We start from the raw sequence: 21,139 nt of genomic DNA, 5'->3' as shown, positions 1-21,139 counted from the left end.
TGTTTTTTTTACCCCAGCGGCAGGGACTGGGGTCGGACCCCGATGGGTCCGACCCCGGCTCTTCGCCGTTGGGTGCTGCTGGCGTTGCCGGCGCCTTCGTTGTGCGGCACCGGGATCCGTCTCAAAATTTATTTTTTCTGCGCGGCGAACAGCGCGTCGAGCTTCTGCTCGAAGCTGTGGTAGTTGATGCGTTCATACAGCTCCATGCGGGTCTGCATGCTGTCGACCACGTTCTGCTGGGTGCCGTCGCGGCGGATCGCGCCGTAGACGTTTTCGGCCGCCTTGTTCATGGCGCGGAAGGCCGACAGCGGATACAGCACCAGGCCGACGTCGGCGCCGCGCAGCTCGTCGACGGTGAACAGCGGGGTCGAGCCGAATTCGGTGATGTTGGCCAGCACCGGAACCTTGACCGCCTTGGCGAACTGCGAATACATCGCCAGGTCGGTGATCGCTTCCGGGAAGATCATGTCGGCGCCGGCTTCGACACAGGCGATGGCGCGTTCCAGCGCCGACTCCAGACCCTCGACGGCCAGCGCGTCGGTGCGCGCCATGATGACGAAGTTTTCATCGGTGCGGGCGTCGACGGCGGCCTTGATGCGGTCGACCATCTCCTGCTTGCTGACGATCTCCTTGCCCGGACGGTGGCCGCAGCGCTTGGCGCCGACCTGGTCTTCGATGTGGATGGCGGCGGCGCCGAACTTGATCATCGACTTGACGGTGCGCGCCACGTTGAAGGCGGACGAACCGAAGCCGGTGTCGACGTCGACCAGCAGCGGCAGGTCGCACACGTCGGTGATGCGGCGCACGTCTGTCAGCACGTCGTCGAGGTTGGAGATGCCCAGGTCGGGCAGGCCGAGCGAGCCGGCGGCGACGCCGCCGCCAGACAGGTAGATCGCCTTGAAGCCGGCGCGTTTGGCCAGCAGCGCGTGGTTGGCGTTGATCGCGCCGACCACCTGCAGCGGGGATTCTTCTTGGACGGCTTTGCGGAAGGCGGCGCCTGCGGAGTATTGGCTCATGTTGGACCTTTCTGGGGTGCGAATGATTGCTGCGAAAAATTCGGTGGGTGCTGCGTTGTGCCGGCTTGTGGCCGGGCGTTGCGTTCTTCATTGCAAGGGACGTGCCACCTTCGTCTGTTTTGCTGATAAAAATCAAAACTCTTTCAAAATCAGCCACTTGGCGCTCGACGACGTTTCATATTACTTGAGCACTCAAGCATTTTTCCACTCTGGCACGTTTCATTTTTGTTTCACTGTGAAACACTGCAACGCGAATGAACTACAATTGAAACATGCGCCACGCCACTCCACTCCCCATCGACAGCGTCGACAAGCCGGTCATCTGGACCGTTTCCGTCTCGCGCCTGTTCGACCTGTTCCGCGACATCACGCTCGAATACGACGACCTGGCCACCATCGAGCCGATCAACCTCGGCTTCGACGACGCCGCCCGCCACATCCGCGAGCGCATGGCCACCGAGCGCTGCGACGCCGTCATCGCCGCCGGCTCGAACGGCGCGTATTTGAAGGGACGCCTGTCGGTGCCGGTGATCATCGCCAAGGCCAGCGGCTTCGACATGATGCAGGCGCTGGCGCGGGCGCGCCGCGTCTCCGAGCGGATCGGCGTGATCACCTACCAAGACCCGATGCCGGAGCTGGCCGAATTCGCCGCCACCTTCGGCTTCCCCATCGCCCAGCGCACCTACGCCACCGAGGAGGACGCGCGGGCGCAGATCAACGACCTGAAGGCGGCCGGCATCCAAGCCATCGTCGGCGCCGGTTTGATCACCGACCTGGCCGAGGAGGCCGGCCTGACCGGGGTGTTCGTCTATTCGGCCGCCTCGATCCGCCAGGCCTTCGACGACGCGCTGGAGATGGCCCGCCTGACCCAGCTGGAGTCGGGCCGCAGCCGGCGCGTGGTGGTGGCCGACACGCTGCGCGCCAAGCACGGCCTGAACGACCTGCGCGGCGACTCGGCGGCGATGGAGGCGCTGCGCCAGTCGGTGGTGCTGTATGCGAAGTCGCCGGCGACGGTGCTGATCCAGGGCGAGACGGGCTGCGGCAAGGAGCTGGTGGCGCAGGCCATCCACCGCGAGAGTCCGCGCATCCTCGGGCAGAACCGGCCCTTCGTGGCGGTCAACTGCGGCGCCATCGCCGAGTCGCTGCTGGAGTCGGAATTGTTCGGCCACGAGGAAGGCGCCTTCACCGGCGCCCGGCGCGGCGGCCACGCCGGCCTGTTCGAGGCGGCCAACCGGGGCACCCTGTTCCTCGACGAGATCGGCGAGATGCCGCTGACCTTGCAAACGCGCCTGTTGCGCGTGCTGGAGGAACGTGAGGTGGTGCGGGTCGGCGGCACCCGGCCGATCGCCGTCAACGTGCGCATCATCAGCGCCACCCACTGCGACCTGGAGCAGCGCGTGCGCGAGGGCCGCTTCCGCGCCGACCTGTTCTACCGGCTGGCCGTGCTGCGCCTGGCGCTGCCGCCACTGCGCGCGCGCCAGGAAGACGTGGCGCCGCTGGCCGAGTGGTCGCTGAAAAACGCGCTGGCGGCGCTGGGTGCGCGGCCGCACCCGAACCTGCGCGCCGAGGTGCTGGCCTGCGCGCCGCTGCTGCAGCGCTACGACTGGCCGGGCAATGTGCGCGAGCTGCGCAACCTGACCGAACGCTTGGCCCTGTACCTGGCGGCCGAGCCGCTGCAGGCGCTGACGCCGGCCTTCGTCACCGGCGTGGCGCCGGAGCTGGTGGGCGGCGCGGGCACCTTCCCGTCGTCCACCACGCCGTTCGCGCAGGCCGTTCCGGGCGGCGCGACGCCCGCCCGGCCCTTCGCCTCGCCGACGGCGGCCGCGCCGGAAAGCGCGACGCAGGTGTTGGCCCGCCTCGGCGGCCGGCGCGACGCCGCCGCCGAGCACCTCGGCATCAGCCGCACGACCCTGTGGCGCAAGCTGCGCGCCGAGCACGCAGCCAATTCTGGCAGCTTCGAATAGTCCGTCATCCTAGCTAAAATAGCTCAGCAATAAATAATCGAATTATTTACTCTATCTCCGCAGGAAATAGACTTTATATATAACATTTCGTATGGATTTTTTAATAAATTTCAACTCCTTACTTTAACAACAATAAATAATTTACTTTCTATTACTTGCAATTAAAGTTCGATACTCAACAGCAACAACAAATCCTCTTAATTGAGAAATTATTATCCAGATCGATGTGCAGAAAAATGAAAACCGAATTGAAGTGAAAATTGTTGACTGGAGCCACATTTGATTTTTCGTTGCCAATACTAAAAAATACCCAGCCGCTGATTTAGCAACTCGCTCCAAAAGACATAAAATTAACACCAAGCCAGCATTTAACAGAATTTCCCTTTTAAGTGAATCAATTTTCCCATGCGCGATAATATATTTCTCACGATTAACATCATTGCGCAAGTCAGTTAACTCTTTTGCCATATTATCAACATATGTGAACATCCCAAACGAAATTGCCAACATTACAGAAATTATTACAATGGATGCAGAAAGCATGTCATCAAAAAAGGTAAAAACCGGTCCGCTTAGTAAATACAAAGAAAGATAACAAAACCAATAAGCAATTAAAATAATTACAAGCAATCTAGAGAGTTGTTTAACGTTCACTATATTTATCCACTTCTGCACGCAATTGTGCGACCATCATCGCCACAGTATTTTGATTGCCATGCACCAACTCCCCTGACTCCAACTCTAGCTGGCGGCCTTGACTCACAATCTCTTCCGGCATAGAAACTTCAACTGTGTCAATATTGTCTGAGCTTGAATACGTCTTCTTTCCACCGTGGTTACCTTCAGTGGTAATGGCCCATGAGCCCTCCCCCTCTTCAATATATTCCAAATAATTTGTAACCGGCTCAGTCGGAACTAGCAACTCGCCTGATTCATTATTTAATGTGATATTTATTTGATCCTGTGCAAAAAGAAGCTTGAGCGCTGCGAGTGCCTCTCTTGCCTTCATGTTCGTATCAAGGATATTGGGCGAAATTAATCTCAATTCTAATTTATAGAATTTTTTGTGATCGGAAACAATTCGCCAAAAATGTTCTTTACGGGTCCGTCCTTCGACAAAAATTCTATGGTTAAAATACCCCATTACCGGTTCGCGCAAACCTCCTTGAATTGCGCGCATTGTTTGCTCAGGAGTACCAAATCGATAATCCTTCCTAACAAAAATATATTGTCCTTCCACATCAAAAACCGTGAGTATCGGCAACCAGTCATCCTCTTGCGTTTCAATTATATCGCCTGGTATTTTTTTTCCCATGTGGGCCTGTTTTAATTTTGCCATTTTTCCAACATAGAAACGCTTTGGCGGAAACTGATTAGCCGCTGTCTCACTAGCTTCTGAAAAACCCACAAAACTATAACGAACACCATTAAGCTGAAATTCACGATCCTTTTCAATGCTGACGAGGATAGCAGCCCCCTTAGGAGAGGGAATTGGCTTGACATCAATGGCATATTGCGGCTCTTCAACCAATGAATACCGCAGTACGAGAAATTCTTTTTTTTCTTCTAATAAAGATATCATATTTTGATATTGAGTTAAGGTTTAATGGTTTTCGTGCAATGCAAATTACTACCAAAAGTAGATTTCTTAAGTATACTTGATATTGCAATATGGAAACTCACACTTTGTCACATGAGGAAAATCTTCTCAGGAATAGATCAGATGCCTGGATTTGGCAGTTTATTTTCCTAAACCTCAGCATAAAGCGAATGTAGATTTCAAATTCTCGTTGAACCAAGCACCATCGGGGCAGCAAACACCGCTCATCCTCGAAATCGACCGCTGATCCTGTGGCACTGGCAAGCCGCGCCGGACGCCCTCAGCATACGTCATCCCAACCAAGGAGACACCCATGCAATGCTCACCGATCCGCAATCTGTTCATCGCCGCCAGCCTGCTGCTGGCCCAATCGACGACGCAGGCCGCCGCCCATCCCGCCTTCCAAGTCGAGGTGAGCGGCCAGGGCCGCCCCGTCATCCTGATTCCCGGCCTGGCCTCGGCGGGCCAGGTGTGGGACGGCACCGTGCAGCACTACTGCGCGCAGCAGCAGCGCCAGTGCCACGTGCTGACCTTGGCCGGATTCGCCGGCGTGCCTGCCATCGATACGCCGCTGCTGGCCAGCGTTGAGCAGCAGCTGAGCGACTACATCCGCGAGCAGGGCCTGGTTCAGCCGCTGGTCATCGGCCACAGCCTGGGCGGCTTCCTCGGCCTCAAGCTGGCCAGCGACCATCCCGAGCAGGTCGGCCGCCTGGTCGTCGTCGATGTCTTGCCGGCGCTGGGCGCGCTCCAGGTGCCGAGCATGAGCGCCGAGCAGTTGCGGCAGATGGCAAGTGGCATGCGCGAGAACATGCTGCGGCAGGAACCGGCCGCCTTCCGCGCCAGCCAGATGCAGTCGCTGCGCAGCATGGTCAGCCAGCCCGCCGACGTCGAACGCATCGCCGGCTGGGGCCAGCGCTCCGACCGCAACAGCGTGATCGACGCGATGGCGCAGATGCTGGGCGACGATATGCGCCAGGACATCGCCCGCATCAAGGCGCCGACTTTGGTGCTGGGCACCTGGATCGCCTACCGCGACTACGCGCCGAAGGCGGCGGTGGAGGCGACCTTCCGCCAGCAGTATCAACGGCTGGCCGGTGTGACGATAGAACTGAGCGACAACGCCCGCCACTTCATCATGTACGACGATCCGGCTTGGCTGTATGATCGCGTCGACCACTTCATCAAATGACAACATGACGCCAACGCCACGCCCCTTGCTCGTCCGCCTCAACTGGTACTGGATCTTCCAACTGGCCGGCTGGGGTGCGGTGGCCGTGTTCAATCTGACCCTGTACAGCATGGTGATCGATCGCCACGGCGTGGCGGCGGTGTGCTGGTGGGCCTCGCTCAGCGCGCTGCTGCTCAGCCACCTGTGGCATGGCCAGATCAAGCGGCGCGGCTGGGCCTCGCCCACGCCGCGTTGGCGCCGCCTGCTGGCCGGACCGCTGGTGCTGGGCCTGGCGCAGGCGCTCAGCGTGGCACTGGCGATCAACCTGCTGCAGGATCAGGCCGTCACAGGCCTGGCCTGGCTGCCGATTTCGACGATGTTCTGGGGCGGCATATTCGGCGCCTGGACGGTGTGCTACCTGTCGGCGCTGGCGCTGCGCCGCGCCAACCGCTTCGAGGCCGAGGCGTTGCGGCTGGAGGTGCAGGCCAAGGACACCGAGCTGCGCGCGCTGCAGGCCCAGGTCAATCCGCACTTTTTCTTCAACAGCATGAACAGCGTGCGCGCGCTGATCTTCCAGGACCAGCAGGCCGCCGCGCAAATGATCGACCAGCTGGCCAGCATGATGCGCTACGCGCTGCAATCGGGCCAGGCCGACACGGTGCCGCTGGCCGACGAACTGGAGGCGGTGCAGGCTTATCTGGCGATCGAGAAGATCCGTTTCGACGAGCGCATGCGCGTCTCGCTGGAGGTCGAGGCCGGCCTTGAGCGGGTGCGCATTCCGCCGATGGCCTTGCAGACGCTGGTGGAGAACGCCGTCAAGTATGGCGTCGAGAGCAATCCGGACGGCAGCGAGATCCGCATCCGCGTCGGCCGCCGCGACGGCATGGTCGACATCGAGATCGGCAACGCCGGCGCGATTCTGCCGTTCGCCAATTCGACCAAGGTCGGCCTGGTCAACACGCGCAAGCGGTTGGCGCTGGCCCTGGGCGGCAGCGCCCGGCTCGACCTGAGCGAGGATGCCGGCTGGGTGCGCGCCACGCTGACGTTGCCGGCGGCGGCATGATCCGCGCGCTGCTGATCGACGACGAGCGGCTGGCGCGGGCCGAGCTGCGCCGCCTGCTGGCGGCCCATGCCGAGGTGGAGATCGTCGGCGAGGCGGTCAACGCGGCCGACGCGCTGGCGCAGATCGGCGCGCTGCGCCCGGAGCTGATCTTCCTCGACGTGCAGATGCCCGGCGGCAGCGGCTTCGACCTGCTGGCCGCGCTCGACACGGCGCCCAAGGTGATCTTCACCACCGCCTTCGACCAGTACGCCATCCGCGCCTTCGAGGTCAGCGCGCTCGACTACCTGCCCAAGCCGATCCAGGCGGCGCGCCTGGCCGCCGCCTTGCACCGCGCCGGCGCCGGCCAAGGCCGGCCGCAGTCGCCCGCCGCCGCGCCGGGCTGGGACAAGATCTTCATCAAGGACGGCGAGCGCTGCTGGTTTGTCGGACTGGAACAGATCCGCCTGTTCGAATCGGAGGGTAACTACACGCGGGTCTACTTCGACGGCGAGCGGCCGCTGATGCTGCGCTCGCTCAGCCAGTTGGAGGAAAAACTCGATCCGGCGCGCTTCTTCCGCACCAGCCGCCGCCACATCGTCAACCTCGACTTCGTGCGGCGGGTGCGGCCGGGCGAGGCCGGCGGCCTCGATCTGCTGCTGCCGGACGAGCTGGCGGTGGAGGTGTCGCGCCGCCGCGCCGCCCAGTTCAAGAGCCTGGCCGGCATGTAGCGGCGGCGGCGCTCAGGCCGGCGCCGCTTTGAGGATCGGTAGCAGGCTGGCGCTCAGGCCGGCGCCGCCTCGAGGATGGCTTGCAGGCGGGCGCGCAGCTCGGCGCGCTTGTCGGCCGAGGCGACGTTGGCGAAACAGGCCTCGGCGGCGCGCCGGGCCTCCTCGACACGGCCCAGCGCGGCCAGCGCCTCGGCCTGCACCATGCGCACCAGCCAGTGGTCGGGCGCGTGGTGCAGCGCCGTTTCCAGCGCCTGCAGGGCGGCCTGCGGCTCGCCACAGCGCACCATGTGGTCGGCCAGGAAGTAGCGGGCGATCAGCACGCCCTGGCTGTTCTGCGCCGCGCCCTGGGCCAGCTCGGCGGCCAGGGCCAGCTCCAGCTGGCTGCGCGCCTCGCTCTGGCGGTCCAGCGCGCCGAGCACGCAGGCGTAGGCGCCGTGGTAGTCGGCCAGGCGCCAGTAGCCGGGGTCGGCCAGCGCCAGCGCGTGCTGGTACTTCAGCGCCGCCGCCTCGTATTCTCCCGCCTCGAATAGCTGTAGTCCCTCTTGCTCCAGCCGGTTTGCGCTTGCTTGATCACTCATTTGTACGAATAGAAAAAGTACTTCACGGACTATCGGAACGCCGACAAAACCCAACGGCGCAATCTGGGGTCAGACCCCTCGGGGTCTGACCCCGGCTCTTCGCCTGTGGGCTTGTCGGTGACTTCGACACATTCCAGGCTCCAAAAAAAAACCCGCGGCATTTGCATGTCGCGGGCTTTTGGCCAGCCGCCGCAGCGGCCGGGCGGACAACTTATTCCACTTCCACCGTCTCCGGCGGCAGGGTCGGCGCCGGGTCGGACTCGGGGAATTCCAGCTTGACCTGGTCCTTCTCGTCGAGGTCGACGGTGACCCGGCCGCCGCTCACCAGACGGCCGAACAGCAGCTCGTCGGCCAGCGCCTTGCGGATCATGTCCTGGATCAGGCGCGACATCGGCCGCGCGCCCATCAAGGGATCGAAGCCCTTCTTCGACAGGAACTTGCGCAGCTTCTCGGTGAAGATGGCCTCGACCTTTTTCTCGTGCAGCTGCTCTTCCAGCTGCATCAGGAACTTGTCGACGACGCGCAGGATCACGTCCTCGTTGAGGGCGCGGAAGCTGATCGTCGCGTCCAGCCGGTTGCGGAACTCCGGCGTGAACATGCGCTTGATGTCGGCCATCTCGTCGCCCGCCTCTTTCGAGTTGGTGAAGCCGATCGAGGTCTTCTGCAGACTCTCGGCGCCCGCGTTGGTGGTCATGATGATGATCACGTTGCGGAAGTCGGCCTTGCGGCCGTTGTTGTCGGTCAGCGTGCCGTGGTCCATCACCTGCAGCAGGATATTGAAGATGTCCGGATGGGCCTTCTCGATCTCGTCGAGCAGCAGCACGGCGTGCGGCTTCTTGGTGATCGCCTCGGTCAGCAGGCCACCCTGGTCGAAACCGACATAGCCCGGCGGCGCGCCGATCAGGCGGCTGACGGCGTGGCGCTCCATGTACTCGGACATGTCGAAGCGGATCAGCTCGATGCCCATGATGAAGGCGAGCTGCTTGGCCACCTCGGTCTTGCCGACCCCGGTCGGACCGGAGAACAGGAAGGAGCCGATCGGCTTGTCGGTCTTGCCCAGGCCGGCACGCGCCATCTTGATGGCCGAGGCCAGCGCGTCGATCGCCGGGTCTTGGCCGAACACCACGTTGCGCAGGTCGCGGTCGATGGTCTGCAGCTTGCTGCGGTCGTCCTGGTTGACGGTCTGCGGCGGGATGCGGGCGATCTTGGCGATGATGTCCTCGATCTCGGCCTTGCCGATGGTTTTCTTCTGCTTCGACTTGGGCAGGATGCGCTGCGCCGCGCCGGCCTCGTCGATGACGTCGATCGCCTTGTCGGGCAGGTGGCGGTCGTTGATGAAACGGGCCGCCAGCTCGGCCGCCGTGGACAGCGCCGAGGCGGAGTACTTGACGCCGTGGTGCTCCTCGAAGCGCGACTTGAGGCCGCGCAGGATCTGCACGGTCTGCTCGACGGTCGGCTCGTTGACGTCGACCTTCTGGAAGCGGCGGCTCAGCGCGTGGTCCTTCTCGAACACGCCGCGGAACTCGGTGTAGGTGGTCGCGCCGATGCACTTGAGCTGGCCGTTGGCCAAGGCCGGTTTCAGCAGGTTGGAGGCGTCGAGCGTGCCGCCCGAGGCCGAACCGGCGCCGATGATGGTGTGGATCTCGTCGATGAACAGGATGCCGTTCGGGTTGTCCTTCAACTGCTTGAGGACGGCCTTCAGGCGCTGCTCGAAGTCGCCGCGGTATTTGGTGCCGGCCAGCAGCGCGCCCATGTCGAGCGAGTAGACGACGGCGTTCTGCAGGATCTCCGGCACGTCGTTCTGCGTGATGCGGTAGGCCAGGCCCTCGGCGATGGCGGTCTTGCCGACGCCGGCCTCGCCGACCAGCAGCGGATTGTTCTTGCGGCGGCGGCAGAGGATCTGGATGACGCGGTCGACCTCGTCCTCGCGGCCGATCAGCGGATCGATCTTGCCCTCGGCGGCGGCCTTGTTCAGGTTCTGCGTGAACTGGTCGAGCGGGCTTTCCTTGGTCTGCCCCTCGCCGCCCGGCGCGCCCTCTTCGACGCCCTCGGAGGCCTTGGCGCTGTCGGCCGACTGGTCCTTGCGCACGCCGTGCGAGATGAAGTTGACCACGTCGAGGCGGGTCACGCCCTGCTGGTGCAGGTAGTAGACCGCGTGCGAGTCCTTCTCGCCGAAGATCGCCACCAGCACGTTGGCGCCGGTGACCTCCTTCTTGCCGTTGGAGGCCGACTGGACGTGCATGATGGCGCGCTGGATGACGCGCTGGAAACCGAGCGTCGGCTGGGTGTCGACCTCGCCCGTGCCGGGCACCGTCGGCGTGTTGTCGCCGATGAAGTTGGTCAGGGTCTTGCGCAGATCCTCGATATTGACGGCGCAAGCACGCAGCACCTCGGCCGCCGACGGATTGTCGAGCAGCGCCAGCAGCAAGTGCTCCACCGTGATGAATTCGTGCCGTGCCTGTCGGGCTTCGACAAACGCCATGTGCAAACTTACTTCTAATTCCTGCGCAATCATACTTCCTCCATCACGCACTGCAGGGGATGACCTGCCTTGCGCGCATGCGTTAAAACGAACTCCACTTTGGTACAGGCTATGTCTTTGGAAAAGACGCCGCATACTCCCTTGCCGTAGCGATGCACGCTGAGCATGATTTGCGTCGCCGTTTCGCGGTCCTTGTTGAAATACTCCTGGATGATGGCGACGACGAATTCCATCGGCGTGTAGTCATCGTTGAGCAGCGCCACCTGGTAGAGGGGTGGCGGCTTCAGCGTTTGCCGCTCCAGCAGTGTTTCGGTGTCATGCTTGGTTGCCATACGCTTATATTCTAATGCTTTCGTGGTTGATGCAATGCGCATTTCACAGCGCGATTCAATTGTTTTCCATCTTACGCGCTTTCTGGACTGTGCGCAGATGGCATCCCTATCGATAAATTCAAGAGTTGCATTTAAGCTAATTGTCGAAAAAATAGCAAAATGCTTACAAAAGCGCTTGACTTTAAAAATTGTTCCGCCAACAATGCGTTATCGGCCTAGCGATTTTGTGCTAGCGCTGATGAGAAGTGAGGCGTGAGGAGGGGGCAAGAAGCTTCTTGCTTTTATGGCTCGTGTGATTCGTTTTTATTTGAAGGTTCTTTTTATGGCAACAGGTACAGTTAAGTGGTTCAATGATTCCAAAGGTTTTGGCTTCATCACTCCAGATGACGGCGGCGAAGACTTGTTCGCGCACTTCTCCGCAATCAACATGAACGGTTTCAAGACCCTCAAAGAAGGTCAAAAAGTTCAGTTCGAAGTCACGCAAGGCCCTAAAGGCAAGCAAGCTTCCAACATCCAAGCTGCATAAGTCGTTCAGCACCGGAAGTGAAAACCCCGCCCCGCGGGGTTTTTTTTCGTCCCGCCGGCGGGCGCGGCTGTTGTGTAGGATGAACGCCGGGGCCGGGCACAGCGCCTCGCCGCCAGCCCGTCCGCGCATCCCGGCACCGGCCGGGCCGTCGCCGGGATGCGGTTTTTTTCGGCGCGGCGGGCTCGCACCGTGGTATTTTTTAGACACCCGGCGGGCGCCGGCGCCGCGCCGGAAAATGTTGGCCCGGCAAAGAAAAAACCCCGCCCTCGGACGAGGACGGGGTTCTGCGTTGAGCCGGGCTCGACGTTGATTACATGTGTTCGATCATCACGTCGCCGAAACCGGAGCACGACACTTGGGTCGCGCCTTCCATCAGGCGGGCGAAGTCGTAGGTGACGCGCTTGGAGCCGATGGATTTCTGCATCGAGGAGATCAGCAGGTCGGCCGCTTCCAGCCAGCCCATGTGGCGCAGCATCATTTCGGCCGACAGGATCAGCGAACCCGGGTTCACATAGTCCTTGCCGGCGTACTTAGGCGCGGTGCCGTGGGTCGCTTCGAACATGGCGACCGAGTCCGACAGGTTGGCGCCCGGCGCGATGCCGATGCCGCCCACTTGCGCCGCCAGCGCGTCGGAGATGTAATCGCCGTTCAGGTTCAGGGTGGCGATGACGCTGTACTCGGCCGGACGCAGCAGGATCTGTTGCAGGAAGGCGTCGGCGATCGAATCCTTGACGATGATGTCCTTGCCCGTCTTCGGATTCTTGAACTTGCACCATGGGCCGCCGTCGATCAGCTCGGCACCGAATTCTTTTTGCGCCAGATCGTAGGCCCAGTCGCGGAAGCCACCTTCGGTGTACTTCATGATGTTGCCTTTGTGAACGATGGTCACCGATGGCTTGTCGTTGTCGATGGCGTACTGGATCGCCTTGCGCACCAGGCGCTGGGTGCCTTCGATCGACACCGGCTTGATGCCCAGGCCCGAGGTTTCCGGGAAGCGGATCTTGGTGACGCCCATTTCCTTGATCAGGAAGTCCATCAGTTTCTTGGCGCCTTCGGAGCCTTGCTGGTATTCGATGCCGGCGTAGATGTCTTCCGAGTTCTCACGGAAGATGACCATGTCGGTCTTCTCCGGCTCTTTCACCGGCGAAGGCACGCCGGTGAAGTAACGCACCGGGCGCAGGCAGACGTACAGGTCGAGCTGCTGGCGCAGGGCGACGTTGAGCGAACGGATGCCGCCGCCGACCGGCGTGGTCAACGGGCCCTTGATCGAGACCACGTAGTCCTTCAGCACTTGCAGGGTCTCTTCCGGCAGCCAGACGTCCGGGCCGTACACGGTGGTCGACTTTTCGCCGGCGAAAATTTCCATCCAGCTGATCTTGCGCTTGCCGCCGTAGGCCTTGGCCACGGCCGCGTCGACCACTTTGATCATCACCGGGCTGATGTCGACACCGGTGCCGTCGCCCTCGATGTAGGGAACGATAGGGTTATCTGGTACATTCAGGGAAAAATCGGCATTGACGGTGATTTTTTTGCCGTCAGCAGGTACTTTGATATGTTGATACATCGTGTTCTCCGAAGTGGGACGCTCAGCAAGCAGCAAGGGTCTGCGCCGCCGGGCTGGATCTGCAATCTGAATTGGTTGCCAATTTGGTACGGTCGTCTTTACTCTTCTATAAGACATAAGACAGGCGTTTCACATTATGCACGAGTATTTTACTAGGCGCTACGGTTTTACGACACTGGCACGACACTGGCCCATAAGCCTACACCACATTTGACCTCATACAAGCATGTCTCTGATTCTATTTAACAAGCCCTTCCAGGTGCTCTGCCAATTCTCCGCCCAGGACGGGCGCGCCACCTTGGCCGACTATGTCAGCATCCCCAAGGTCTACCCGGCCGGCCGGCTCGACGCCGACAGCGAGGGCCTGCTGCTGCTGACCGACGACGGCAAGCTGCAGCACAACATCGCCCACCCCGACCACAAGCAGGCCAAGACCTACCTGGTGCAGGTCGACGGCGTGGCCGACGCGGCCAGCCTGGCGCGGCTGCAGGCGCCGCTCGACCTGGGCGACTTCATCACCAAGCCGTGCCGGGCGGTGCGGATCGCCGAGCCGGCCTGGCTGTGGCCGCGCAACCCGCCGATCCGCAGCCGCGCCGGGCAGCCCACCAGCTGGCTGGCCATCACCCTGCAGGAGGGCAAGAACCGCCAGGTGCGGCGCATGACGGCGGCGGTCGGCCTGCCCACGCTGCGGCTGGTGCGCAGCGCCATCGGCGCCATCTCGCTGGCCAGCCACCCGCTGCTGCCGGGCGAATGGACCACGGTGACGGCGGCCGAGCTGGGCAAGTAGCCGCCACTGTTATATTATTTGCATGTACTCGACGCCGATATTGCGTATATTGAAGGTGGGACCGCCCTTGCCGTCCATCAGCAAATGCTGCATAGAGGGATCATATGCTTCCTGCCGACACCATCGTCGCGGCGCCCCTGCCCGGCGCCGAGAACCCCTACTACGTGCAGGCGGTGGCGGCCTTGGCGCGGCGCCAGGCGATGGTGGCCGAGTGCGACATCTATTCAAGCAACGGCATGATGCTGGCGGCCAGGGGCAGCGTCATCAGCGAGCCGCAATTCGAGCGGCTGGCCCAGCACAAGCTGCAGCAACCGCTCGACAGCCTGGTGCGCACCAGCCACAGCCTGGACGCCGGCGACCTGGCGCTGGCGGCCGCCAAGATCCTTGAGCACGACAATGTCCAAGCCCGCCTGGCGGCGCGCAGCGGCGACCCGCTGGCGGTCAAGCAGGGCCTGGCCGCGCTCAAGCTGCCGGCGCCGCTGTGCCTGCGCCTGACCGTGATGCGCGAGCTGCGCCCCGCCATGTTCGAGCATTCGCTGCGCAGCGCGATGATCGCCTTCGCCCTGGCGCAACGGCTGCGCCTGCCGGCCGCCGAGCGCTACGCGCTGCTGATCGCCGCGCTGTGCCACGACATCGGCGAAATGCACACCGACCCGGAACTGCTCGACCGGCGCCACGACATCACGCCGGAGGAACGCCGCTTCATCCACGTCCACCCGCTCAGCGGCCACCTGCTGCTGCGCGAGATGGCCGGCTTCCCGGCGCGCTCGGCGCAGGCGGTGCTGCAGCACCACGAGCGGCTCGACGGCAGCGGCTACCCGCACGGCCTGCGCGGCGACAAGATCGCCCCGCTGGCCAGGCTGGTGGCGGTGGCCGACGTGGCCGAATCGGTGATCCAGCGCTTCGACCTGCCGCGCCTCGACATGCTGACCCGGCTGCACCAGGCGCGCTTCGACCACGCCGCCGTCGACGCCCTGCGCGACCTGATCCATGCCACGCCGCAGGACGCCAGCGGCGCGCCGCACGGGCCGGCGGCGGCCCAGCTGGGCCGGCTGGACGCCCTGCTGCACGCCTGGCGCGACTGGCGCGGCCGCTTCGAGCGGCAGCTGGCGCCCGACGGCGCCGAGCACTCGGCGCTGGCCTTCCTGTTCGAGCGCATGCAGTCGATCCGCCTGCTGATGCTGCAGGCCGGCGTCGACCCCGAGCACGTCGCCGGCATGCTCGACGTGGCGCGCGACGATCCCGGCATCCTGCTCGAACTGCGCAGCATGCTCGACGAGATGGACTGGCTGTTGCACGACCTGGGCCACGAGATCGACCGCCGGGCGGCCGAACTGAAAAATTTGCCGGCGCAGTGCCTCTCCCCTTTGCTGCAACATTTGCAGCCGCGCGGCGCTATGGAAACCCCAAACGGGAGGGCGGAAATATGATGCGTCGCAGCAAAAATACTTTCATATTTTTTGCAAAAACGTGTCAACTGACAATTTCCAGGCCGCGTTAATGAGCCAGATTCACCTGAATCGCTGTTTTCTTAAACTGCCAAAGGAATTCAAAATGTCCAAAATCATCGCCGCCCTGGTTGCATCCCTGTTCGCCGCTTCCGCTTTCGCCGCTGCCCCGTCGGCATCCGCTTCCGCCTCGGCCATGGCATCGGCTCCTGCGGCTTCGGCCATGGCATCGGCCGACGCATCGGCGCCTAAAGCAAAGAAATCCAAAAAAGCCAAGAAAGCCGCCTCGGCATCGGCGGAAGCTTCGGCTCCAGCCAAGTAAGCGTTTTCCCGGCATGGCAAGAAGGCAGGCGCGTCCTGCCTTTTTTTACGTCCGCAACAATGCCGCCGCGCCGCCGCGCCGCGCGCACGCTTGACGCTGAGCGGCCGGCATGGCTTAATCGGCGCTTTCCGCCCTCCCCCACCCGAGCACCATGAAAACACTCTTCGCCGCCCTCGGCGCCGCCGCGCTGCTGGCCAGCGCCGGCCCCGCCGCCGCCCAGGCCCGCTTCGCCACCGTCGAGCTGAGCGCCGGCATGCATTTGATCAAGGCCGAACTGGCCGCCAACGAGGCGCAACGCGAACAGGGCCTGATGTTCCGCGACAAGATGGCGCCCAACGCCGGCATGCTGTTCGTCTTCGACGCGCCGGCCAGCCAATGCATGTGGATGAAGAACACCCTGCTGCCGCTGTCGGTGGCCTTCATCGACGCCGCCGGCAAGATCGTCAACATCGAGGACATGCAGGCGCAGACCCTGGACAACCATTGCTCGACCAAGGCGGTGGCGGTGCGCTACGCGCTGGAAATGAACCTGGGCTGGTTCAAGCAGAAGCACATCAAGCCCGGCATGCTGATCGGCAACCTGCCGCCGGCGCGCTGAGGCGCACGCCGACGCGAAAAAACCCGCGCTGACCGAAGTCAGGCGGGTTCTTGCTTTGTTACGGTTGCGGCCGAGACCGCAAGCAGCGTAAATTAAGCGGCCAGTGCTTTCAAAGCAGCTGCCAGACGGCTCTTATGGCGAGCTGCCTTGTTTTTGTGGATGATCTTCTTGTCAGCAATGCTGTCGATTTTCGACACGGATGCTTGGAAGATTGCGGTTGCTGCCGCTTTGTCGCCGCCTTGGATCGCTTTACGAACAGCTTTGATAGCCGTGCGCAGGGTCGAACGCTGGGACGAGTTGTGTGCGTTTTGCTTGACTGCTTGACGAGCGCGTTTGCGCGCTTGTGCGGTATTTGCCATGGAATTTCCTAAAACAGGGTCAAAGTGCGTTTGCAAACATTATTGTTTGTCAAACAGGTGCGTTCAGTGCGTCTGCCGAACCATGTGTGCCAAACCAGTGCCTGCCAAACATTAGTGTCTGCGTAACAGAATTCTGTACAGCCTTCGATTATAGCGATGTTTTTAGCACTGAGCAATTCAAAAATCAGAAAAGTGCTGCGCCGGCCGCGCCGGGTGAGTAAATTACGACAACTTTTCCCGCCCGGCGGCCGCTACCGGCGTCAGCCGCCCGCTATAATCTCGCCCCATGAACTTGCTCAAAACCCTAGCCGCCATCTCCAGCATGACCATGTTGTCCCGCGTCACCGGTCTGCTGCGCGAAACCCTGTTCGCCCGCGCCTTCGGCGCCGGCGCCTACACCGACGCCTTCATCGTCGCCTTCCGCATCCCCAACCTGCTGCGCCGCCTGTTCGCCGAGGGCGCCTTCTCGCAAGCCTTCGTGCCCATCCTGTCGGAATACAAGAGCCAGCACGGCCAGGAGGCCAGCAAGACGCTGGCCGACCACGTCGCCACCACCTTGGTCTGGGCCACGCTGCTGGTCAGCGCGCTGGGCATCGTCGGCGCGCCGCTGTTCGTCTACCTGATCGCCACCGGCCTGAACCAGCAGCCGGAGGCCTTCGACGCGGCGGTCTGGATGACCCGGCTGATGTTCCCTTATATTAGTTTCATGTCCTTCGTGGCGCTGTCGGGCGGCATCCTCAACACCTGGCGCCAATTCAAGATCCCGGCCTTCACGCCGGTGCTGCTGAACCTGAGCTTCATCGCCGCCTCGCTGCTGCTGCAGTCGCATCTGCAACGGCCGATCTACGCCATGGCCATCGCCGTGTTCGTCGGCGGCCTGCTGCAGGTCGGCCTGCAGATCCCGGCGCTGATCAAAATCGGCATGCTGCCACGGCTGTCGTTCAATCCCGCCGTCGGCCTGCGCGACCCCGGCGTGCGCCGCGTGCTGAAAAAGATGGGGCCGGCCGTGTTCGCCGTCTCGGCCGCCCAGATCAGCCTGATGATCAACACCAGCATCGCCTCGCGCCTGACCGAGGGCAGCATCTCCTGGCTGTCCTACGCCGACCGCCTGATGGAATTCCCCACCGCCCTGCTGGGCGTGGCGCTGGGCACCATCCTGCTGCCCAGCCTGTCGAAGGCCAACGCCGACGGCGACGCGGAGGAATACTCCTCGCTGCTCGACTGGGGCCTGCGCCTGACCTTCCTGCTGGCGTTGCCGGCGGCCGTGGGCATGGCCACGCTGGCCGTGCCGCTGATCGCCACCCTGTTCCACTATGGTAAATTCAGCGCCGAGGCGGCCACCATGTCGGCCCAGCCGCTGGTGGCCTACAGCATCGGCCTGATCGGCATCATCCTGGTCAAGACCTTGGCGCCGGCCTTCTACGCCCAGCAGGACATCCGCACGCCGGTGAAAATCGCGCTGGGCGTGCTGCTGGCGACGCAGTTGATGAACCTGTTGTTCGTGCCCTACATCGCGGTGGCCGGCCTGGCGCTGTCGATCGGCCTGGGCGCCTGCCTGAACGCCACCTTCCTGTATACCGGCCTGCGCAAGCGCGGCATCTACCTGCCGCGACCGGGCTGGGCGGCCTTCACCGCCAAGCTGCTGCTGGCCTGCGCCGCGATGGGCCTGAGCGCCTGGTACGGCGCGGCCCAGCTCGACTGGCTGGGCATGCAGCAGCACGCCCTGCTGCGCGCCGGCGCCCTGTTCCTGCTGATCTGCCTGTGCGGCCTGGTGTATTTCGGCGCCCTGCTGCTGATGGGCTTCCGCTTCCGCGACTTCCGCCGCATCGCCCGCTAGCGCGGCAGCGCCGGCTCGACGCCGATCCAGGGCGGGGCCGGCGCAATGTCGGGACGAAAAAAAACCCGCTTGCGCGGGTTTTTTTTCAAGCAGAAAAACTTAAGCTGCTTTGTTTTTGCGACGAGCAACTACGCCCAACAGAGCCAGACCGCCCAGCAGCATGCCGAAGGTTTCTGGTTCTGGTACGGCGGTCACGGTGTAGGTGCCGCTGTAACCGGCGCCAGCTGCGGCGGTGCCGAACAGGTTCAGGGCGAATGGACCATGGCCGCTGTACTCAACGCCGTAGAACTTCAGGCCGCCGAAGCTGACTGCCGAACCGAAGGCGCCGTTCAGGTTGGAAGTTGCGTCGTCGAACGACAGTTTTTGACCCGACACGGTCAGACCGATTTGGTAGGTACCGGCACCCAGGCCCAGCAGGGAGATGACGTCAACGCCGTTCGACAGGATGCCATCGCCTTCAACTGCGTCGAAGCTGTGGGTTTTGCCGTCAGCGATGACGTTGATGCCTTGATCGCCAGCCGATGCGGAGAACGAAGCTGCAGCCAGCAAGCCAGCGAAGATGAATTTCAATTTCATGTGATGTCCTTTAAAGGGAAAAAGTCATGGTTGCGCTTGCGCCAACCACCTTGGTTTAACAGGTTTCAGGTAAGACTTAAAAAAAGCTTAGGGTGCTGCTGAGCGAATAATAGCATATCTACATGTTTTGTCTTATAAATATTCCATTTGAAATTACTATTTTGCAACTATTTTCAGATGGCAGGAAATGTTTTGCTGCAATGCAATAAAACACGCTGGAAACAGCCGAGATTACCTTGTTAGAAATGTTTTTAATTCCTGATTGACACTATTTTCGCGCCGTTTCCCCTATGACAGGGATGAGCAAGCGATTTAGTTTGATGTAATTCATATCCGGGAGGAATTAGATAGCGATCTGCGCCGAATTGTCGGCGCGACACCACACCTCCCCCTTCGCCGCTGCCGGCCAGCGCGGCCCGCGCGACCCGCCCGCTACGCCGGGCCGGGCCGGGCCGGGCCGGGCCGGGCCGGGCCGAACCGGGCTAAGCCGGGCTGGCCTGGGCTACAAGGATTTGCGCGGGTCGATCGGCGCGCTCGGCGCTTCCTCGGTGGCGGGCGGCGGCTGTTGCGGCTCGGGCTCGGGCGGCGCGGGGGCGGGTGGCGGCTCGACCTCGACCTCGACTTCGACCTCGGCGACCGGCGCCGTCACCGGCGGTGCCACCGGCACGCCGGCCGTGTCGGTGGCCGGCGCCACCGGGCCGCCACGCGGCGTCAACGCCGGCGCGGCGGTGCTGGCGGCCTTGCCGTTCATCGTAAACTTCCAGTCGGCCACCATGCTCTTGCCCTCGAAGGCCTGGAAACGCGTCGGGAAATTGCTCAGCTTGATGGCCTTGGCGTCGGACAGGCTGTAGATGCCGATCACGCCGACCTTGTCGGCCAGATACACCACGCCCCACTCGGCCGAACCGGTCAGCGGGTCGACGAACAATTTGCGCAGGTGGCGCCGCACGCCGGGAAAGCGCGGGTCCTTGAGCAATTCCTTGAGCGAGGGCGGCTGCGGCGGCTGGCCGGCCGGGGTGGCGTTGGCATAGCTTTGCAGCGCGTCGCTGAACTCGGCGCCGATGTTGAGCAACTCCTGCTCGGCGCGGGCGCGTTGCAGCAGCGCGCCCATCTTCAGCGTGCTGGCCGCCACCAGGCCGATCATCGCCACCAGGATGATCAGGCTCAGGTAGGTGAAGCCGCCCTGGCGCCGGCTACCAGTCGGCGTACGGTCGGCCGCTGCGGTCATTGCCCGGCGCTCCACTCTTGACGTTGTAGACGCCGCCCTTGATGCCGTCCTCGGGCGGCACGATGATCCAACTGCTGCTGCTGTCGGTGATCGGGTCGAGCGGCGGCGCGCGCAGGTATTTCTTCTCGACCAGTTGCTCCAGCGTGTCGGGATAGCGGCCGGTGTCGCCGTAGTACTGGTCGATGACGGCGCGCAGATTGCGCAGGTTGTCGGCCAGCACCACCTCCTTCGACTTGTCGATGCTGGGGAAGTAGCGCGGCACGGCCAGGGTCAGCATCAGCGCGATGATGCCCAGCACCACCAGCAGCTCGATCAGGGTAAAGCCGCGACGGGCGGATAGTTTCATGGTCACCATTTGCGGTAGGGCACGCCGTTCAGGCCGAGCCGGTCGGAAGTCGAATACACATCGTACACATCCTCGCCCTCCTTGGGCTGCTCGGCCTCGCTGGCGTAGCTGCGCCGGCCCCAGGTCTGGGCATCGCTCAGCTCGCTATCGGCGTTGAACGGGTCGCGCGGCACGCGGCGCAGGAAGAAGATCTTGGCGCGCTTGGGGCTGCGCAGGTCGGGCACGCCGTCGGCCAGCAATTCCAGCGTCTTCGGGTAACCGGTCGAGCCGAGCACCTTGGCGACGCGGCCCTCGTCGAAGGCCAGCTTGTAGGCGTCGATGCCCTGGCGGATTTGGTGCAGCGCGTGGCGCAGCTCCTGTTCCTGGCGGCGCTGGCCGACCACCTGGGCCACCGGCACCACCAAAGTGCCGAGCAGGCCGAGGATGGCCAAGGTGACCAGCAACTCGATCAGCGTGAAGCCGCCGAGGCGGCGCGGCGCCACGGCAAGCATCATGGCGCCGGCGTGGCCGGGACGATGTCGGGCGCCGGCAAGGCCTGCGGCTGGGCCGCGCCCGGGGCCGGCGCGGCGCCCTGCTGCTCCGCCGCGCCGCTTGCGGCGGCGCCCGGCGCGGCTGCGGCCGAGATCGGAAGAGCGTCG

Annotated in this window: 22 protein-coding genes; 9 read left to right on the top strand and 13 right to left on the bottom strand. The window is 62.8% G+C overall.

Annotation, left to right across the window (positions count from 1 at the left end; translation table 11 throughout):
* Positions 1–128 precede the first annotated feature (128 nt).
* Positions 129–1,016, bottom strand: coding sequence for a methylisocitrate lyase (gene prpB / locus H7U20_RS20690; RefSeq protein ID WP_199761034.1), 888 nt, complete (start codon positions 1,014–1,016; stop codon positions 129–131).
* Positions 1,017–1,288: 272 nt separating this feature from the next.
* Between prpB and prpR the strand changes: the two genes are divergently transcribed.
* The gene (prpR, locus tag H7U20_RS20685; protein WP_199761033.1) at positions 1,289–2,980 is read left to right on the top strand and encodes a propionate catabolism operon regulatory protein PrpR; all 1,692 of its coding nucleotides are present in this window, start codon (positions 1,289–1,291) and stop codon (positions 2,978–2,980) included.
* Positions 2,981–3,121: 141 nt separating this feature from the next.
* Here prpR and H7U20_RS20680 read toward each other — a convergent pair whose 3' ends face one another.
* Both H7U20_RS20680 and H7U20_RS20675 read right to left on the bottom strand, forming a co-directional pair.
* Complete coding sequence (locus tag H7U20_RS20680) at positions 3,122–3,634, bottom strand: hypothetical protein (protein ID WP_199761032.1); 513 nt, start codon at positions 3,632–3,634, stop codon at positions 3,122–3,124.
* A complete protein-coding gene (locus tag H7U20_RS20675) occupies positions 3,624–4,562 on the bottom strand; it encodes a hypothetical protein (protein WP_199761031.1) in 939 nt (312 codons plus the stop codon). Before H7U20_RS20675 ends, H7U20_RS20680 begins: the two co-directional genes overlap by 11 nt.
* Before the next feature lie 331 nt (positions 4,563–4,893).
* Between H7U20_RS20675 and H7U20_RS20670 the strand changes: the two genes are divergently transcribed.
* From H7U20_RS20670 to H7U20_RS20660, 3 genes are read left to right on the top strand one after another with little or no spacing between them, the layout of a single operon-like run.
* A complete protein-coding gene (locus H7U20_RS20670) occupies positions 4,894–5,769 on the top strand; it encodes an alpha/beta fold hydrolase (protein WP_199761030.1) in 876 nt (291 codons plus the stop codon).
* A gap of 4 nt (positions 5,770–5,773) precedes the next feature.
* The gene (locus H7U20_RS20665) at positions 5,774–6,811 is read left to right on the top strand and encodes a sensor histidine kinase (protein WP_199761029.1); all 1,038 of its coding nucleotides are present in this window, start codon (positions 5,774–5,776) and stop codon (positions 6,809–6,811) included.
* Positions 6,811–7,518, top strand: coding sequence for a LytR/AlgR family response regulator transcription factor (locus H7U20_RS20660; protein WP_199761044.1), 708 nt, complete (start codon positions 6,811–6,813; stop codon positions 7,516–7,518). The genes H7U20_RS20665 and H7U20_RS20660 overlap by 1 nt, the downstream gene beginning before the upstream one ends.
* A 53-nt stretch (positions 7,519–7,571) precedes the next feature.
* Here H7U20_RS20660 and H7U20_RS20655 read toward each other — a convergent pair whose 3' ends face one another.
* The 3 genes from H7U20_RS20655 to clpS all read right to left on the bottom strand — a co-directional run bounded on the left by H7U20_RS20655 (position 7,572) and on the right by clpS (position 10,910).
* Positions 7,572–8,096, bottom strand: coding sequence for a tetratricopeptide repeat protein (locus H7U20_RS20655; RefSeq protein WP_199761028.1), 525 nt, complete (start codon positions 8,094–8,096; stop codon positions 7,572–7,574).
* A 211-nt stretch (positions 8,097–8,307) separates the two neighbouring features.
* Positions 8,308–10,611, bottom strand: coding sequence for an ATP-dependent Clp protease ATP-binding subunit ClpA (gene clpA, locus H7U20_RS20650; RefSeq protein WP_099415676.1), 2,304 nt, complete (start codon positions 10,609–10,611; stop codon positions 8,308–8,310).
* Entirely contained in the window at positions 10,608–10,910 is a 303-nt protein-coding gene (gene clpS / locus H7U20_RS20645) for an ATP-dependent Clp protease adapter ClpS (RefSeq protein ID WP_008446470.1), read from the bottom strand. Before clpS ends, clpA begins: the two co-directional genes overlap by 4 nt.
* A 322-nt stretch (positions 10,911–11,232) precedes the next feature.
* Here clpS and cspE point away from each other — a divergent pair, with 322 nt between their 5' ends.
* Positions 11,233–11,436 carry a transcription antiterminator/RNA stability regulator CspE gene (gene cspE, locus H7U20_RS20640; protein WP_010395943.1) on the top strand — a complete coding sequence of 68 codons (204 nt, stop codon included), beginning with the start codon at positions 11,233–11,235 and terminating at the stop codon, positions 11,434–11,436.
* A 310-nt stretch (positions 11,437–11,746) separates the two neighbouring features.
* Here the strand turns inward: cspE and icd are convergent, their stop codons facing one another.
* Complete coding sequence (gene icd, locus H7U20_RS20635; RefSeq protein WP_199761027.1) at positions 11,747–13,000, bottom strand: NADP-dependent isocitrate dehydrogenase; 1,254 nt, start codon at positions 12,998–13,000, stop codon at positions 11,747–11,749.
* A 226-nt stretch (positions 13,001–13,226) separates the two neighbouring features.
* On the opposite strand from icd, the gene H7U20_RS20630 reads away from it, so the two are divergent.
* Both H7U20_RS20630 and H7U20_RS20625 read left to right on the top strand, forming a co-directional pair.
* Positions 13,227–13,787, top strand: a complete 561-nt coding sequence (locus tag H7U20_RS20630; RefSeq protein ID WP_199761026.1) for a pseudouridine synthase — start codon at positions 13,227–13,229, stop codon at positions 13,785–13,787.
* Positions 13,788–13,891: 104 nt separating this feature from the next.
* A complete protein-coding gene (locus H7U20_RS20625) occupies positions 13,892–15,217 on the top strand; it encodes an HD-GYP domain-containing protein (protein ID WP_199761025.1) in 1,326 nt (441 codons plus the stop codon).
* An 81-nt stretch (positions 15,218–15,298) separates the two neighbouring features.
* On the opposite strand, the gene H7U20_RS20620 is transcribed toward H7U20_RS20625, so the two are convergent.
* Entirely contained in the window at positions 15,299–15,553 is a 255-nt protein-coding gene (locus tag H7U20_RS20620) for a hypothetical protein (protein WP_199761024.1), read from the bottom strand.
* Positions 15,554–15,708: 155 nt separating this feature from the next.
* Between H7U20_RS20620 and H7U20_RS20615 the strand changes: the two genes are divergently transcribed.
* Positions 15,709–16,155: a DUF192 domain-containing protein gene (locus H7U20_RS20615; RefSeq protein ID WP_199761023.1), complete on the top strand. Its 447-nt coding sequence runs from the start codon at positions 15,709–15,711 to the stop codon at positions 16,153–16,155.
* A 92-nt stretch (positions 16,156–16,247) separates the two neighbouring features.
* Here the strand turns inward: H7U20_RS20615 and rpsT are convergent, their stop codons facing one another.
* Positions 16,248–16,514 (bottom strand): 30S ribosomal protein S20, encoded by a 267-nt coding sequence (gene rpsT, locus H7U20_RS20610; RefSeq protein ID WP_093386488.1) that lies wholly within the window; start codon positions 16,512–16,514, stop codon positions 16,248–16,250.
* A gap of 286 nt (positions 16,515–16,800) precedes the next feature.
* Between rpsT and murJ the strand changes: the two genes are divergently transcribed.
* On the top strand, positions 16,801–18,351 hold the full coding sequence (murJ, locus tag H7U20_RS20605; RefSeq protein ID WP_199761022.1) for a murein biosynthesis integral membrane protein MurJ: 1,551 nt from the start codon (positions 16,801–16,803) through the stop codon (positions 18,349–18,351).
* A 99-nt stretch (positions 18,352–18,450) separates the two neighbouring features.
* On the opposite strand, the gene H7U20_RS20600 is transcribed toward murJ, so the two are convergent.
* The 4 genes from H7U20_RS20600 to H7U20_RS20585 form a co-directional block, all read right to left on the bottom strand.
* Positions 18,451–18,927, bottom strand: coding sequence for an FxDxF family PEP-CTERM protein (locus tag H7U20_RS20600; RefSeq protein WP_199761021.1), 477 nt, complete (start codon positions 18,925–18,927; stop codon positions 18,451–18,453).
* A gap of 502 nt (positions 18,928–19,429) precedes the next feature.
* A complete protein-coding gene (locus H7U20_RS20595; RefSeq protein WP_199761020.1) occupies positions 19,430–20,155 on the bottom strand; it encodes a type II secretion system protein in 726 nt (241 codons plus the stop codon).
* Complete coding sequence (locus H7U20_RS20590; RefSeq protein ID WP_199761019.1) at positions 20,121–20,510, bottom strand: type II secretion system protein; 390 nt, start codon at positions 20,508–20,510, stop codon at positions 20,121–20,123. Before H7U20_RS20590 ends, H7U20_RS20595 begins: the two co-directional genes overlap by 35 nt.
* On the bottom strand, positions 20,504–20,995 hold the full coding sequence (locus H7U20_RS20585) for a type II secretion system protein (protein WP_199761018.1): 492 nt from the start codon (positions 20,993–20,995) through the stop codon (positions 20,504–20,506). The genes H7U20_RS20590 and H7U20_RS20585 overlap by 7 nt, the downstream gene beginning before the upstream one ends.
* Between the last annotated feature and the right edge of the window lie 144 nt (positions 20,996–21,139).

It is taken from the genome of Rugamonas violacea, assembly GCF_016461825.1.
Classification (GTDB): Bacteria; Pseudomonadota; Gammaproteobacteria; order Burkholderiales; family Burkholderiaceae_D; genus Rugamonas.
This window is presented reverse-complemented; position numbering and strand designations above follow the sequence as displayed.

Coding starts and splice junctions, on each gene's coding strand:
- prpB (WP_199761034.1), bottom strand. CDS start 1,016: ATGAGCCAATACTCCGCAGGCGCCGCCTTCCGCAAAGCCGTCCAAGAA.
- prpR (WP_199761033.1), top strand. CDS start 1,289: ATGCGCCACGCCACTCCACTCCCCATCGACAGCGTCGACAAGCCGGTC.
- H7U20_RS20675 (WP_199761031.1), bottom strand. CDS start 4,562: ATGATATCTTTATTAGAAGAAAAAAAAGAATTTCTCGTACTGCGGTAT.
- H7U20_RS20670 (WP_199761030.1), top strand. CDS start 4,894: ATGCAATGCTCACCGATCCGCAATCTGTTCATCGCCGCCAGCCTGCTG.
- H7U20_RS20665 (WP_199761029.1), top strand. CDS start 5,774: ATGACGCCAACGCCACGCCCCTTGCTCGTCCGCCTCAACTGGTACTGG.
- H7U20_RS20655 (WP_199761028.1), bottom strand. CDS start 8,096: ATGAGTGATCAAGCAAGCGCAAACCGGCTGGAGCAAGAGGGACTACAG.
- clpA (WP_099415676.1), bottom strand. CDS start 10,611: ATGATTGCGCAGGAATTAGAAGTAAGTTTGCACATGGCGTTTGTCGAA.
- clpS (WP_008446470.1), bottom strand. CDS start 10,910: ATGGCAACCAAGCATGACACCGAAACACTGCTGGAGCGGCAAACGCTG.
- cspE (WP_010395943.1), top strand. CDS start 11,233: ATGGCAACAGGTACAGTTAAGTGGTTCAATGATTCCAAAGGTTTTGGC.
- icd (WP_199761027.1), bottom strand. CDS start 13,000: ATGTATCAACATATCAAAGTACCTGCTGACGGCAAAAAAATCACCGTC.
- H7U20_RS20630 (WP_199761026.1), top strand. CDS start 13,227: ATGTCTCTGATTCTATTTAACAAGCCCTTCCAGGTGCTCTGCCAATTC.
- H7U20_RS20625 (WP_199761025.1), top strand. CDS start 13,892: ATGCTTCCTGCCGACACCATCGTCGCGGCGCCCCTGCCCGGCGCCGAG.
- H7U20_RS20615 (WP_199761023.1), top strand. CDS start 15,709: ATGAAAACACTCTTCGCCGCCCTCGGCGCCGCCGCGCTGCTGGCCAGC.
- rpsT (WP_093386488.1), bottom strand. CDS start 16,514: ATGGCAAATACCGCACAAGCGCGCAAACGCGCTCGTCAAGCAGTCAAG.
- murJ (WP_199761022.1), top strand. CDS start 16,801: ATGAACTTGCTCAAAACCCTAGCCGCCATCTCCAGCATGACCATGTTG.
- H7U20_RS20600 (WP_199761021.1), bottom strand. CDS start 18,927: ATGAAATTGAAATTCATCTTCGCTGGCTTGCTGGCTGCAGCTTCGTTC.
- H7U20_RS20595 (WP_199761020.1), bottom strand. CDS start 20,155: ATGACCGCAGCGGCCGACCGTACGCCGACTGGTAGCCGGCGCCAGGGC.
- H7U20_RS20590 (WP_199761019.1), bottom strand. CDS start 20,510: ATGGTGACCATGAAACTATCCGCCCGTCGCGGCTTTACCCTGATCGAG.
- H7U20_RS20585 (WP_199761018.1), bottom strand. CDS start 20,995: ATGATGCTTGCCGTGGCGCCGCGCCGCCTCGGCGGCTTCACGCTGATC.